At 72.5% G+C, this 13,460-nt stretch carries 12 protein-coding genes, 1 tRNA gene and 1 CRISPR repeat array (1 of these 14 only partly in view); of the genes, 5 read left to right on the forward strand and 8 right to left on the reverse strand.

The window, feature by feature from the left end:
- Positions 1-4 precede the first annotated feature (4 nt).
- Entirely contained in the window at positions 5-1,216 is a 1,212-nt protein-coding gene (locus ACQE3L_RS02560; RefSeq protein WP_426962229.1) for an NAD(P)/FAD-dependent oxidoreductase, read from the forward strand.
- Positions 1,217-1,252: 36 nt separating this feature from the next.
- On the opposite strand, the gene ACQE3L_RS02565 is transcribed toward ACQE3L_RS02560, so the two are convergent.
- Positions 1,253-1,717, reverse strand: a complete 465-nt coding sequence (locus ACQE3L_RS02565) for a Rieske (2Fe-2S) protein (protein WP_426962408.1) — start codon at positions 1,715-1,717, stop codon at positions 1,253-1,255.
- Positions 1,718-1,982: 265 nt separating this feature from the next.
- Entirely contained in the window at positions 1,983-3,575 is a 1,593-nt protein-coding gene (gene purH, locus ACQE3L_RS02570) for a bifunctional phosphoribosylaminoimidazolecarboxamide formyltransferase/IMP cyclohydrolase (protein WP_426962230.1), read from the reverse strand.
- A gap of 160 nt (positions 3,576-3,735) precedes the next feature.
- Between purH and purB the strand changes: the two genes are divergently transcribed.
- Both purB and ACQE3L_RS02580 read left to right on the forward strand, forming a co-directional pair.
- On the forward strand, positions 3,736-5,178 hold the full coding sequence (purB, locus tag ACQE3L_RS02575) for an adenylosuccinate lyase (RefSeq protein ID WP_426962231.1): 1,443 nt from the start codon (positions 3,736-3,738) through the stop codon (positions 5,176-5,178).
- 109 nt (positions 5,179-5,287) lie between these two features.
- Positions 5,288-5,599: a DUF8081 domain-containing protein gene (locus ACQE3L_RS02580; protein WP_426962232.1), complete on the forward strand. Its 312-nt coding sequence runs from the start codon at positions 5,288-5,290 to the stop codon at positions 5,597-5,599.
- 94 nt (positions 5,600-5,693) lie between these two features.
- On the opposite strand, the gene ACQE3L_RS02585 is transcribed toward ACQE3L_RS02580, so the two are convergent.
- Positions 5,694-5,778: transfer RNA gene (locus ACQE3L_RS02585), tRNA-Ser, on the reverse strand.
- A 119-nt stretch (positions 5,779-5,897) separates the two neighbouring features.
- Here ACQE3L_RS02585 and ACQE3L_RS02590 point away from each other — a divergent pair.
- Positions 5,898-6,863: an AAA family ATPase gene (locus ACQE3L_RS02590; RefSeq protein ID WP_426962233.1), complete on the forward strand. Its 966-nt coding sequence runs from the start codon at positions 5,898-5,900 to the stop codon at positions 6,861-6,863.
- A gap of 45 nt (positions 6,864-6,908) precedes the next feature.
- On the opposite strand, the gene ACQE3L_RS02595 is transcribed toward ACQE3L_RS02590, so the two are convergent.
- From ACQE3L_RS02595 to ACQE3L_RS02610, 4 genes are read right to left on the reverse strand one after another with little or no spacing between them, the layout of a single operon-like run.
- Positions 6,909-7,403 carry a DUF7519 family protein gene (locus ACQE3L_RS02595; RefSeq protein WP_426962234.1) on the reverse strand — a complete coding sequence of 165 codons (495 nt, stop codon included), beginning with the start codon at positions 7,401-7,403 and terminating at the stop codon, positions 6,909-6,911.
- Positions 7,400-8,743 carry a DUF58 domain-containing protein gene (locus ACQE3L_RS02600; protein WP_426962409.1) on the reverse strand — a complete coding sequence of 448 codons (1,344 nt, stop codon included), beginning with the start codon at positions 8,741-8,743 and terminating at the stop codon, positions 7,400-7,402. Before ACQE3L_RS02600 ends, ACQE3L_RS02595 begins: the two co-directional genes overlap by 4 nt.
- Positions 8,737-9,285 (reverse strand): DUF7269 family protein, encoded by a 549-nt coding sequence (locus ACQE3L_RS02605; protein WP_426962235.1) that lies wholly within the window; start codon positions 9,283-9,285, stop codon positions 8,737-8,739. Before ACQE3L_RS02605 ends, ACQE3L_RS02600 begins: the two co-directional genes overlap by 7 nt.
- On the reverse strand, positions 9,282-10,253 hold the full coding sequence (locus ACQE3L_RS02610) for a DUF4129 domain-containing protein (protein ID WP_426962236.1): 972 nt from the start codon (positions 10,251-10,253) through the stop codon (positions 9,282-9,284). The genes ACQE3L_RS02605 and ACQE3L_RS02610 overlap by 4 nt, the downstream gene beginning before the upstream one ends.
- A gap of 189 nt (positions 10,254-10,442) precedes the next feature.
- On the opposite strand from ACQE3L_RS02610, the gene ACQE3L_RS02615 reads away from it, so the two are divergent.
- Positions 10,443-11,384, forward strand: coding sequence for a DUF7260 family protein (locus ACQE3L_RS02615; RefSeq protein ID WP_426962237.1), 942 nt, complete (start codon positions 10,443-10,445; stop codon positions 11,382-11,384).
- Positions 11,385-11,399: 15 nt separating this feature from the next.
- Here the strand turns inward: ACQE3L_RS02615 and ACQE3L_RS02620 are convergent, their stop codons facing one another.
- Entirely contained in the window at positions 11,400-12,932 is a 1,533-nt protein-coding gene (locus tag ACQE3L_RS02620; RefSeq protein ID WP_426962238.1) for a hemolysin family protein, read from the reverse strand.
- Between the two features lie 222 nt (positions 12,933-13,154).
- Positions 13,155-13,460: a CRISPR direct-repeat array (repeat unit 30 nt; unit sequence GTTTCAGACGAACCCTTGTGGGGTTGAAGC) (it continues 382 nt past the right edge of the window).

Consider the following 13,460-nt stretch of genomic DNA (forward strand, 5'->3'; position numbering starts at 1 on the left):
GTGTATGCCCCCGCACGTCGCCGTGGTCGGCGGCGGCGCCGTCGGCGTCACGACCGCCGGCGACCTCGCCGCCCGCGGCGCGGCCGTCACCCTGTTCGAGCGCGAAACGGTCGCCAGCGGCAGCTCCGGCCGCGCCGCGGGCGTGCTGTACGACGCCTACGCCGAGGACGTGGACGCCCGCCTCGCCGCGCGGTCGATGGACCGGTTCCGCGACCTCGCCGGACCCGGACCGGAGGGGTTCGCGTTCACGGAGCGCCCGTACGTCATCGCCGTTCGCGAGGGCGACGAGACCGCCGAGGCGCTGCCCGCCACGGTCGAGCGCATGCGCGCCCACGGCCGCGCGGTGTCGCTCGTGGCCCCCGAGGAGCTCGCGGACGCGTTCCCGCTGAAGACGGACGACCTCGCCGCGGCCGCCGTCGCGGAGAACGCCGGCTACGTCGACCCCGCCGCCTACACCGAGGCGATGGCCGCCCGCGCCCGCGAACTCGGCGTCGAGATCAGGGAGGAGACGCCGGTCGCGCTCCCCGCGGACGGGTTTTCCGAAACGGCGGACGCGCCCGCGGTGCTGATCAACACCGATGCCGCTCCCGACGCCGACCCGAACCGCGAGCGCTTCGACGCGGTGGTCGTCGCGGCCGGCGCGCACACGAAGCGCCTGTTCGCGGCCGCGGACCGGCCGCTGGCGGTCAAGCCCTACCGCGTGCAGGCGCTGACGAGCGCGGCGCCCTACGAGGGGCCGATGGTGTACGACGCGACCGCGGGCGTCTACTTCCGGCCGCATCCGACCGGCCTGCTCGGCGGCGACGGGACGGAGCCGGTGGAGGCGGACCCGGAAGCGTACGACCCGACCGCCGACGACTGGTTCGTCGGGAACGTCTCGACCGCGCTCCGGGAGCGCGCGGAGTACGCGACCGAACCGGAACGCGCGTGGGCCGGCCTCTGCACCGCGACGCCGGACGGCGACCCGCTGCTCGGCGAGGTCGAGCCGGGGCTGTTCGTCGGCGCGGGGTGGCAGGGCCACGGGTTCATGCGCGCGCCGGCCCACGCGGAAGCGCTCGCGGAGATGGCGATAGAGCGCGCGGAGCGGGGACTGCCGAGTTCGGCCGCCGACGCGGAGGACCCCCTCGACGCCGCCATCGGCCCCTTCGACCCGACGCGATTCTCCGGCGCGGAGGAGTTCGAGATCGCCGAGGGAATGGCGGTCGAGAACCGCTGAGACGGAGGTGCCGAAAAATCGGGCGCCGGCCGCGAGTCAGTTCCCGGTGAAGTCGATCCGGGAGCCGCCGGCCTCCTCGTCGCGCTCGGCGGGACCGACGCGGACGAACTCGTACTCCTCGTCGGTGAGGTACACCGCGCCGTCCTCGGCCGTCACGGCCACGCGGTCGAGCGTCGCGCCCTCGCAGGGGCCGAAGTTGCAGTAGCCCGAGCCACCCTCGAACGTCGCGCCGTGCTTGCGGCAGAAGATCTCGCCGTTCCGCACGAAGCCGCCGTCGCCCTTGTTCAGGCGCACGTCGGTCCAGTGCTGGCAGTAGTTCCGGTAGGCGGCGACGCCGTCCGACAGGCGGATCAACAGCGCCTCAACCTCCGGGTCGCCAGCGTCGTCCGCGCCTACGTCGCCGGTGTCGTCGGCCACGTCGCCGACCGGGCGGAGCGTCACGAGCAGCGTGGCGTCGTCGGGGACCTCCGAGAGATCCGCGACGCGCCGGTCCTCGTCCATGTCCGCGGCGAGGAGCGCGCGGCGTTTGAACGTTCCGCGTTCGTCGGTGTGGCCCAGCGTGCTCCACGGCCGCTCTCGAGGGGTCATGCGGAGGGTGTCGAGCACGGCCGGATCGCGTGGGTGGCGTCCAGTTCGCGTGTCCCGGGCGGGTCCCCTGCGACGCTATTTCTGTTCCCGCTGCTCCTTCCGCTGCTGGGCCAGCGCCGCCCAGAAAGCCCCAGCCGTCGACGCTGGCCCGATCTCTCGGTCCGTTCGCGGACTTCCGTCAGTCGTGTCTGAACGACCGCGAACCGGTGAACGCCATCGCCATGTCGTGCTCGTCGGCGGCCGCGATCACGTCCTCGTCGTTGACCGAGCCGCCGGGCTGGACCACGGCCTCGATACCGGCCTCGGCCGCCTCCTCGATGCCGTCCGGGAACGGGAAGAACGCGTCCGAGGCCATCACCGCGCCCTCGGCGGACTTGCCGTCGGCGTCCTTCTCGGCCTTCATCGCCGCGAGCGTCACCGCGTCCACGCGCGAGACCTGCCCCGCGCCGATGCCGACCGTCTCGGTGCCGTCCGCGAACAGGATGCCGTTGGACTTCACGTGCTTCAGCGTCTTCCACGCGAACACCATCGTCTCGAGCTCCGCGTCGGTCGGCTCGCGCTCCGTGACGACCTCGAGGTCGTCGACCGCGGGACGCTGGCGGTCGCGCTCCTGGACGAGGCGGCCGCCGACGAGGTCGTTCTCGGTGAGTCGCTCCGAGAACCGCTCCGCCATCGGCCCGAGGTCCCCCACGTCGAGCACGCGGAGGTTCTTCTTCTCGCGGAGCACGTCGAGCGCGGCGTCGGTGTAGCCGGGCGCGACGACGACCTCCTTGAACGACTCCGTGATTGCGTCGGCCGTCTCCGCGTCGCACTCGCGGTTGAGCGCGACGATGCCGCCGAACGCCGACTTCGCGTCCGTCCGCAGCGCGCGGTCGTACGCCTCCGCGAGCGTGTCCGCGACCGCACAGCCCGCGGGGTTGGTGTGTTTGATCACCGCGGCTGCGGGCGCCTCGAACTCCTTGATCAGGTTCAGCGCCGCGTCCGCGTCGTTGTAGTTGTTGTAGCCCATCCCCTTCGCGCCCTCGTTCAACTGGGGCGCGGAGACGACGCTCGCCTCCTCGCTGGCGTCGTCCGCGTACAGCGCGGCGTCCTGATGGGGGTTCTCGCCGTAGCGGAGCGTCGCCGCGCGGTCCTCCGAGACGAGGCGACGCTGCGGGAAGTCCCCGCCCGTGTCGCCCTCGACGCGGACCTCGCCGGCCTCGCGGTCCACCGTCACGCGGTCCTCCGCGAACCAGCGCACCGCCCGGGGATAGGCCGCGAACTCCGCTTGATATAGCACTCTATGCTTCAAGGAGTCCGCGTCGTCGTCCTCGTACACGGGGACCGGTTCCTGCGTGACGACGGGGCCGGCGTCGACCGCCTCGGTGACGACGTGGACGGTCGCGCCAGTCGTCCGAACGCCCGCGTCGAGCACCTGCTCGTGGGCGTCCATCCCGGGGAACGCGGGCAGCAGGGAGGGGTGGACGTTCAGTGCCGTCGGCGCGGCGTCGAGGAACGTCTCCGTCAGCACGCGCATGTACCCGTCCAGACAGACGACGTCGAAGTCGTAGCCCGAGAGCCGGTCGAGGATCCGGCGCTCGTGGGACTCCCGCGACTCGCCCTCCTCGCGGACGACGACCTCGGTGGGGATCCCCCGCTCCGAGGCCGCCTCCACGACGGGCGCGCCCTCCCGGTTGGTCACCACGACGGACAGCGCGGCCCCGGCGGGCGCGAGGTCGTCGATGTGCAGCAGGTTCCGTCCTCGGTTGCTCGCCATGCCGGCGATCTTCATACTCGCACGGTCCGTCGCTCCGAGTATAGGGGTTGCGGTCCGAGGCGCGGTTCGATCCACGTTCGGACACAGAAAAACCGGATCCGGCGCGGTAACCCGCCGGAAGGATGCACGGACGTGCCCCGACACCCTTTTGCGGGTGCCGCCGGGACGGTCGGGTATGACCGACGACGAAGCCACGATCCCGGGGCTCGACCGGGCGGATCCGCTCGCGGCCGTCTCGCCGCTCGACGGGCGATACGCCGGTCGCACCGCGCCCCTGTCGCCGTACGCCAGCGAGGCCGCATTGATGCGGGCCCGGACCCGCGTCGAGGTCGAGTACCTGATCGCGCTGGCTGACCTGCCCGCGACGGCACTGGAGCTCGACACGAACGAGCGCGCCGTCCTCCGCGACTGCTACGAGGCGTTCGACGCCGACGACGCCCGCCTGATCAAGGACCTCGAAGTCCGGGGCGCGGCGGGGTATGACGCGACCAACCACGACGTGAAGGCGGTCGAGTACTTCCTCCGCGTGACGCTCGACCGCGCCGCGGAAGCCGGCGACGTGGCCGACCCCGAGGCGATCACGCCGTGGATCCACTTCGGGCTCACCAGCGAGGACGTGAACAACCTCGCGCACCGCCTGCTCGTGAAGCCCGCGGTCGAGGCGGTGCTGGTGCCCGCGGTCCGGGACGTGCGGGACGAACTGGTCGACCTCGCCCACGAGTACGCTGAGACGCCGATGCTCGCGCGCACCCACGGCCAGCCCGCGACGCCGACCACCTTCGGCAAGGAGATGGCGGTGTACGCCTCCCGGCTCGGCCGCGGTCTCGGCCGCCTCCGCGACGCGACCGACGCGGTCGCCGGCAAGCTCGCGGGCGCCTCCGGAACCTACGCGGCCCACGAGGCGGCGTTCCCGGAGGTCGACTGGCGCGCGTTCGCCGCGGAGTTCGTCGCCGACCTCGGACTCGACCACGAGCCGGCGACGACGCAGGTGAACCCCTGCGACGACCTGGCGGCGGTCTTCGACGCCGTCCGCGGGGTCAACAACGTCCTGCTCGACCTCGACCGCGACGCGTGGCTCTACGTCTCGGACCGCTACCTCGGACAGGAGGCCGTCGAAGGCGAGACCGGCTCCTCGACGATGCCCCACAAGGTGAACCCCATCGACTTCGAGAACTCGGAGGGGAACCTCTCGAAGGCCAACTCCGACCTGACGTTCCTCGCGGACTACGTCACCACCTCCCGGCTCCAGCGCGACCTCTCGGACTCGACGGTCAAGCGCAACGTGGGCGCCGCGCTGGCCCACTCGCTGATCGGCTACCTGAAGGCCGCGGACGGGCTGGCGAAGGTCGTCCCCAACGAGCAGGTGATGGCCGAGGAACTGGAGAGCACGCCCGCGGTCATCGGCGAGGCGGTCCAGACGATCCTCCGCCGCGAGGGCGACACCGACGCCTACGAGCGCGTGAAGGCGCTCACTCGCGGCCGGCAGGTGACGCTCGACGACTTCCGCGACCTGTTCGACGAGTTGGACGTGGACGAGGAAGTCCGCGAGGAGCTCCACGCGCTCACGCCCGCGGGCTACACCGGCGTCGCGACCGAGATGGCTACAGACGCGGAGTAAACCCGATACTGCGATAGAGAATTCCGTGGTCTGACCGCGGTCGACCGGCGTCCCTCGATGGTGGTCGTCTGCCGACCCTTTTTAACCCGGAGCGACGCACACACCGCCAGTGAGCGTCGTCGTCGCGGTCAAACCGTCAGCGCGCAAGCGGAACGCGAAGGTGGGTCGGCTCGTCGCGGCGGAGGGGACCCGCCACGCGTTCGGGAGCCGCGCGGCCGCGGAGCGGTGGGCGGAGTCGCTCTCGACCGGCGACGGGCACGTCTGGATCGCGGCCGCCCACCCCGACGACGATGACGACGTCGACTGCTACCTCGTCTCGCGGGCGACGAACGCGAAACTGGAGGCGGCCTACGACAAGCGTCGTCGCCGGCTCCGGGGCGGAGAGGGGGGCGAACAGCAGTCGCTCGGCGGACCGGAGTAAGTCGACAGGACCGGACGCCGGTCGCGAAGGGTGAGGGGACACCGATCGAAGAGAAACCGAAACCGGTCGCTCGCGGTCGGAGCGTCGGAAGAAGCGCCGAGGGAGAGATTTGAACTCCCGTGTCCGAATGGACAGCAGATTTCGAATCTGCCGCCTTGGCCAGGCTAGGCTACCTCGGCTCACTCGTCGGTAGTCGGTTGCCAACTTTAGTGGTTTCGATCCGGACTCCCTCCGGCGGTCGCCCGCGGCGTTCGTGGCCCCCGACAGACCTTTGGGGTCCGGAGCGGACCTGGCGCACATGGATGTCCCCGAAGCGGCCGACGTGTGCGGCCGCGTGATGGACGAGGTCGGCGGCGCGGTGGTCGCGGACCGCGAGTTCCTCGAGCGCGTGACGCTGGGTGTGCTGGCGCGCGGCCACGTCCTGCTCGAGGACGTGCCCGGAACCGGCAAGACGCTGACCGCGCGGGCGTTCGCGTCCGCCCTCGGACTGGCGTTCTCGCGGATCCAGTTCACGCCCGACCTCCTCCCGACGGACGTGACCGGGACGAACGTCTTCGACGAGCGCGAGGGCACGTTCGAGTTCGCGCCCGGCCCGATCTTCGCGAACGTCGTCCTCGCGGACGAGATCAACCGCGCGCCGCCGAAGACGCAGGCCGCGCTGCTGGAGGCGATGGAGGAGGGCCAGGTGACCGTCGACGGCGAGACCCACCAGCTGCCGGAGCCCTTCTACGTGATCGCGACGCAGAACCCCGTCGAGAGCGAGGGGGCGTTCCCGCTCCCCGAGGCCCAGCTCGACCGCTTCGTGGTCAAAAGCTCCATCGGCTACCCGGACGCGGACGGCGAGGTCGAACTCCTCCGGCGTCGCGCCGGCCGGGTCGAGCAGAGCCCCTCCGTCGAGCGCGTGCTCGACGAGACCTCGGTGCTGGAGCTCCGCGAGACGCCCGAGACCGTCCGGATGGACGACGACCTGCTGGAGTACGTCGCCGACCTCGCGCGGGCGACCCGCGAGGACCGCCGCGTCGAGGTGGGCGTCTCCCCGCGTGGCACCCAGCGATTGTTCGAGGCGGCCCGCGCACAGGCCGTGATCCGCGGCCGCGAGTTCGTCACCCCCGACGACGTGAAGACGGTCGCCGAGCCGGTGCTGGCCCATCGCCTCGTACTCACGCCGGACGCCACGGTCGACGCCATCCTCAAGCGGAAGGTGATCCGCGAGGTGCTCGAGCGCGTCCCCGTTCCGACGATCGCGGAGGAGGCGGGGGCCTGAGCGTCGGTCTCCGTCGGTGTCGGCCACGCTCGGCCGGCGCCGCGCTCATCGGAACGCGGTGACGACCGCGACCGCGCCCAGCAGCAGGAACACGAGCGCCGCGACCGGCTGTCCCCCCGTCGCGGCGACGTAGGTGCCGTACGCGACGCCGCCGGTCAACAGTCCGACGAGCCCGTTCGTGCCGGCGTGGACGAACTGGTTGCGTCGCGAGCGCGCGTCGCGGCCGACGTGCTCGCCCAGCGAGAGGGCGTGGTCGGCGGCGTCCCACGCCAGCGCCAGCGCCACCGCGGCGGCGACGAGCGGAGCGGGGTCCGCCCCGGAGAGGCCGGCGACGACGAACCCGGCGGCGTAGAGAACCACGGCCCACGTCAGTGCCCGGCGCGATCCGCGGACAACTCCGACGAGAAACGCCAGCAGGCCGACGGTCGCCGCGAGGGCTCCCTGCGCGCTGGCGGCGGCGCAGGCCAGCACCGACAAGAGGGCGAGGACCGTCGCGGCAACGACCGAGGTCGGGGGCGGCCGGCGGTCGATCTCGGTCATCCGTCCCACCGCCTGCTCGCGCCCGCGACCGCCTTCGGGAACGACTCGTCGCCCCACTCCACGACCCGGATCCCGCGCCCGCGGAGGTCCCGGACGCGCCCGTCCCGCTCGAACCGAGCGACCGTGGCGCCCACGGTCCGGTCCGAGGTCGGGTCCGGCGAGACCACCGTCACGAGGTGGCCGTGCGCGTCCAACCGCTTGGCGACGCGCACGGGGTACCGGTCGGCCAGCGGCGAGAACAGGATCACCTGCGCGTCGGCGGGGAGCCGGCGTCGGAGTCGCCGGAGCCAGACCGACGCGTAGAAGACGCCGTCGTCGTCGGGCGTCGGCGCCAGCGCGGGGTGGGTCGCCAGCAGGTCCCGCGCTCGCACCGCGTGGTCGGTGCCCGCGCCCGGCGGGAGCCAGCAGTCCCGCCGCGAGACCGCCGCGATGCCCGCCCGGTCGCCGCCGTCCTGTAACGCCGTGAACGTCAGTCCGGCGGCCTCGACGCTCCGCTCGACCGCGTTCTCCGCCTCCGGCGCCGGCGCGACGTACGCCTCCTCGCGGGCGTCGACCAGTAGGACGACCGTCGCCGCCCGTTCCTCACGGAGCTCCAGCGTCGCCAGCTCCCCCGTCCGCGCGCGTCGGTTCCAGTCGATCCGCCGGAGCGGGTCGCCACGGCGATACTCGCGCGTGGCGTAGAACTCCACGCCGGAGCCGCCCACGTCGGTCGGCACGCGCCCGTGGTACTGCGTCGTCAGCCCGCGCAGCGGGAGGTCCGCCCCGGCGTCGAGCGTCGGCGCACACCGCAGCGTCGTCGCCGCCGCGACGCGCGTCTCGCGCTCCCGCGCGCCCGCCGGCGACCGCGTGACCGCGCGGAGCGGTTCCCAGTCGTGTGACCCCCGGACCGCACGGACCCGGTACGAGAACGTCGCGGTGGCGCCGGGTCGGAGGGCCGTGGCGAGCCGCGCCGGCGTGTCGACGACTTCCAGCGCCGGCGGGACGCCGTCGACCAGTCGGAGGTCCGCGAGCGTCGCCGAACCCTCGTTCGTGACCCGCACCGTGACCCGAACCTCGTCGCCCGGTTCGGGCGCAGTCTCGTCGAGACTCCGACTCACCGCGAGGCGAGCGGGGGGCGCGTCACCGTAATGCGCGTAGATGGCGTACCCCACGCCGACGGCGCCGACGAGCACCAGCGAGGCCTGTCTGGCGATCACGCCCGCGGCGATCACCAGCAGTGTGACCCCCGCGACCCCCTCCCACCGGTTCGTCTCGAAGGGCGAGTACGAGGTGACCGCGTCGTCGAGGCCGCCGTCCGCCCGCTCGCCAGTACCGCCGCCTTCCGCGTCCCGGCTCACGATCCCTCCCCCTCCTCACGGAGCGCCGTTACGGTCCGATCGACGCCGTGTCGGAAGAGCGAGCCGCCGCGCAGCCGAACCCGAACGCGCGTCCGGAGCGGGTACCCCAGCGACGGCGCGAGGAACGCCGCCGCCGCGGCGTCGTCGGTCCACGACCCGTCCGCGAGCGCCGCCTCCGCCTCGGCGGGCGTGTAGCCGTGCGTCGCGACGAGTCGGTCCGTCGCCGCCTCCCGGATCCGTTCGCGGAGGCGGTTGCGGAACCGCGAACCGCCGCGGCTCCGCGGGTCGACGCGGCGGAGCCAGTCGTCGACCTCCGCGCCCGGCACGTCGACGACGTAGCGCTCCTCGGGGTCGCCCAGGTCGAGCGAGACGTACTCCGTCCGGCGGCGAGCGCCGGCGTACCGGATCCCCTGGACGGCCGCGAGCACGCCGACCAGGGTGACGAACGCGTAGCTGAAGTCGAACAGCCCCGCGATGCCGCGCTGGAACACGGCGAGAAATCCGGCCAGCAGGGCGGCGACGCCGACCGCCTCGGCCGCTCTCATCGGTCCGTCCCCCGGTCCCCGTCGGCGTCCGCGTACGCTTCCTCGATCCGCCGGAGCGCCTCGACCGCCCGCCGCTCGCGCTCCTCCGTCGGGGCGGCGCCGCCGTAGCGCACTTCCTCGAACAGCGCCGTCAGCGCCTCGGCGTCGTCGCGGTCCACGCCCGCCGCGCCCGCCGCGTCGGCGAACTCCGCGGGCGTCGTGGACTGCGGATTGTCGACCTCCAGCGCGTCGGTCATCTCGCGCCACGCACGGAACACTTCGTTGTCCACGTCCGCGTCCGCCTCGATCCGGTCGGCGGCCGCCCCCGCGGACCGGCCGAGCGCCGCGACCTCCGGCGGCTCCTCGGGGTCGTCCTCCCCGGGTCCGCCCGCCGCGTCGGCCTCGTCGTCGCGGCCCGCCGTGATCAGGAGGACCGCGCTGGCGACGACCGCGACGACGAGCAGCACCGCGAACAGCGCCGTCGGCGTCGAGACCGTCTCGCCGGCGCCGCCGAGCCCGGCTGACCCGCCGGCCCGCCCGAAAAGCCCGCCCTCCGTCTGATTGCCCAGCCCGAGTCGCAGGTCCCGGTCCAGGGCCTCGGGAGACGAGCAGAAGGCGAAGACGTACCACAGCAAGCCGATCGGCAGGAACAGCGCGCCGGCGACCATCACGCCCGCGAACGGCGACCCCGTGTCGCGGTAGGTCAGCCCGAAGAAGAGGGCGAAAAGCAGCGCCAGCCCGGCCAGCGCCGGCGGCGACCGGAGCCACGGGACGCAGTCGAAAAGCGGCGCGATCTGCGTCGACGCGGCGGGGGCGTCCTCGCCCAGCGAGTCGGGGTCGTCCGGTCCCACGCCCGTCGACTCCCCTCCACCGCCGCCGAAGCCGCCGCCGTCGGGTTCGACGGCAGTGTCGATGGTGGCCGCGGCGACGCCGAGCGCCGCGAGCGCGAGGAGGGCGACCGCGACCGCGGCGACGGCGTCGCGTTGCACGTTCGCTCGGTGATAGTTCTGGCAGGAATACTTTTCGGAGAGGTCCCCGCAGGACGCCGCCCGACCGGGCGGTGTGGCGTGAGTCGACCGGCCGCGCCAGCCGCGGAGCGAAGCCGTCGGCGCGAGTGCCGTCTCAGCCGCTCGGAACGGACGGAAAGGCTATGTCCTCCGAGCGTGCTATCTGTTCACATGAGCATCTCTCCCGCCGACGTGACGTTTCGCGTCGCGGACCCGGACCCGGCCGCAGCGGAGTGTACGGACCTCACCTGCTCGACCGCCGCGGAGCTTCTGGAACCGGCCGTCGTCGTGGGCACCGTTCTCGCGTCGGTTCTCGCGCTCGTGGCGTTCGCGTACCTTCGCGACGCCAGGGGACGCTGCCGAGAGGAGGGGCGTCGCGTCGCGGACGAACAGGACGCCTTCGAGGAGTTCGCCGCTCGGCTCCGCGACCTCCCGGCGGGACGCCCGGCCGGTGCGGGGCGGTCCGCCTCGCCACGCGGGCTTCCAGCCGGCGCCGCGAGTGCGGTCCCGGCGACCGGTCGCGACCCGACGTTGGACCGCGTAAAGCGCGCCTATCGCGAGACCGTGATGAGCGTCCCCCACTACGAGGAGGAGTACGACGACGACTTACACGCGAGCGTCGCCGCGGAGCTCGGCGACGACGCCGCGGCGGCGCTGGTCGCGAGCGACGGGCTCACGCCGGACCTCCGGGAGGGACTCACGACCCGCACCCGCGAGGCAGTCCGCCGGCGCGAAAACCTGACCGACGCGCTCGACGCCGAGCGGGACCGCCTCGACGACGCCGAGACGCGACTGGCGCGGATCGACCGCGAACGACGCGCGCTCGCCGAGCACCTCGACGGCCGCGTCGCGGACAGCTTCGACGCCTGCGCCGACGTCTGGCGACGCCTCGGCGAGCTCGAACAGCGCTGTGCGGCGGTGGCGAGCGACCGGCAGGCGGAGATCAGAAACCCACCACTCGACCGCCCCGAGAGGTCGCCCTCCTTCTACCGGTACCTCTACGGTCGGGACCCGGGCGCGGACCATCCGGTGCTGGCCGAGGTGGCCGCACTCGTGAGCCGCATCCGCGCCGACCGCGAGCGCGTCGAAAAGCGGCTCGCGAACGCGCAGTGACGGCCGGGGCTCGGATCAGCCGTCGTCGGTGGCGTCGGTCGCGTCGTCGCCTTTTCGGCCCTCGCCGTCCTTCCCGTCGTCGCCTTTTCCGCCCTCGCTGTCCTTCCCGTCCTCGCCGTCCTTCCCGCCCTCGCCGTCCTTCCCGCCCTCGCCGTCCTTCCCGCCCTCGCCGTCGTCGCGATCGGTCTCGCCCTCGTCCGACCCCCCGTCCGCGCGGCGAACGACCACCGTCTCGACCCGCATCCCGTCCACGCCGGTCACCTCGACCGTGTGGCCGTCGACCGTGACCGCGTCGCCATCCTCCGGCGGCCGTCCGAGCCGGTCGGCGACGAGGCCACCGATCGTGTCGATCCCGGGCCACTCCGCGTCGAGTGCGGTCCCGATCTCCTCGTCGAGCTCCGCGAGCCGGACGGCGCCGCCGACGGCCAGCGTCCCGTCCTCCCGCCGATCGATGGCGGGCTCCGGCGTGACCGCGTCGAACTCGTCGCGGATGTCGCCGACGATCACCTCGACGAGGTCCTCGATCGTGACGATCCCCTCGAAGGCGCCCCACTCGTCGATCACCGCCGCCATCTGCGTCCGGCGCTGCTGAAGCTCCGCCAACAGGTCGGCCACGCTCGTCGTCTCCGGGACGGCGTGGATGTCGCGCGCGAGGTCCCCCGCGGTCACCGCCGGGCCCTCCGCGCCCGCGGCCTCGGCCTCCGCGGCGTTGACGCCCGCCCGGATCACGTCCTTCGCGTCGACCACGCCGACGACGCGGTCGGGGTCGTCCGCGGCGACGACCGGATAGCGCGTGTGGCCCGCGTCGACGACGACCGTCCGCAGTTCTGACAGCGACAGGTCCGTCGTCACCGTCCGCACGTCCGGTCTCGGGACCATCGCCTCGCGAACGCTCACGTCGTCCAGTTCGAAGACGCTCTCGACCATCTCCACTTCCGTGCCCGCGACGTTGCCCTCCTCGCCGGCGCGCGCAAGCGCCATGCGGAGCTCCTCCTCCGTGAGCGTCTCGTCCGTCTCCGAGGCGGGGGGGACGCCGAGCGCGCGCGTGAACGCGTTCGCGGTGCCGTTGAACACCACGAGTCCCGGGTAGAACAGGAAGTGGCAGACGCGCATCGGCGCCGCCACGAGCAGCGCGATGCGCTCCGCCTGCGCGATGGCGATCGTCTTGGGCGCCAACTCTCCGAAGACCACGTGGAGGAACGTGATGACCGAGAACCCGACCGCGAACGCGACCAGATGGACGAGACTCTGGGGGAGGAACCCGCCGAGCACGGGCTCGATAAGGGCCGCGACCGCGGGCTCGCCGATCCACCCCAGTCCGAGCGAGGCGAGCGTGATCCCGAGTTGCGTCACCGCGAGGTAGTCGTCGAGGCTGTCCATCGCGGCGTCGAGCGTCTCGGCGCCGGGCTTGCCGGCGTCGACCATCGACTCGACCGCGGTCGCCCGCACGCGGACGTACGCGAACTCCGCGGCGACGAAGAAGCCGTTCAGCGCGACCAGAAACAGCGCGACGAGGACCCGCCCCGCGGAGATGGCGAGGTCTACCACCGCTGCCCTCCGACGCGACGGGATGGAACAGGTGACGAGCGAATATCAGGCATACCAGACAAATCTACTCCCCCGGTACTAAAACGCTCCCGTGGGGTTACCGGACCGCCCGCCCGGAGCGCTGGCTGTCGACCCCCGGGGGTTTGGAGGATATTGGGGGTCGATGGAAACGTTTGAGTGAAAACGGGGCGTAATCGGTCTGTGTCCGGGGAACGGGGCACGGTTTCAGACGAACCCTTGTGGGGTTGAAGCCTTCCGCATCGCGTCTAAGCGGCGACACCACCATTGTTTCAGACGAACCCTTGTGGGGTTGAAGCACGCCGTCAGCGTAGACGCGGTAGCCGGTCCAGTACGTTTCAGACGAACCCTTGTGGGGTTGAAGCCAGGCCCGCCGGAGGTCGCCCTCGAAGTAGTCATCGGTTTCAGACGAACCCTTGTGGGGTTGAAGCGCGGACGCGGTCGCTGAACTGGCGGCGTTCGCGGCCGTTTCAGACGAACCCTTGTGGGGTTGAAGCGTTCGCGGGCTCG

The organism is Haloparvum alkalitolerans (genome assembly GCF_050122995.1).
Lineage (GTDB): Archaea > Halobacteriota > Halobacteria > Halobacteriales > Haloferacaceae > Haloparvum > Haloparvum alkalitolerans.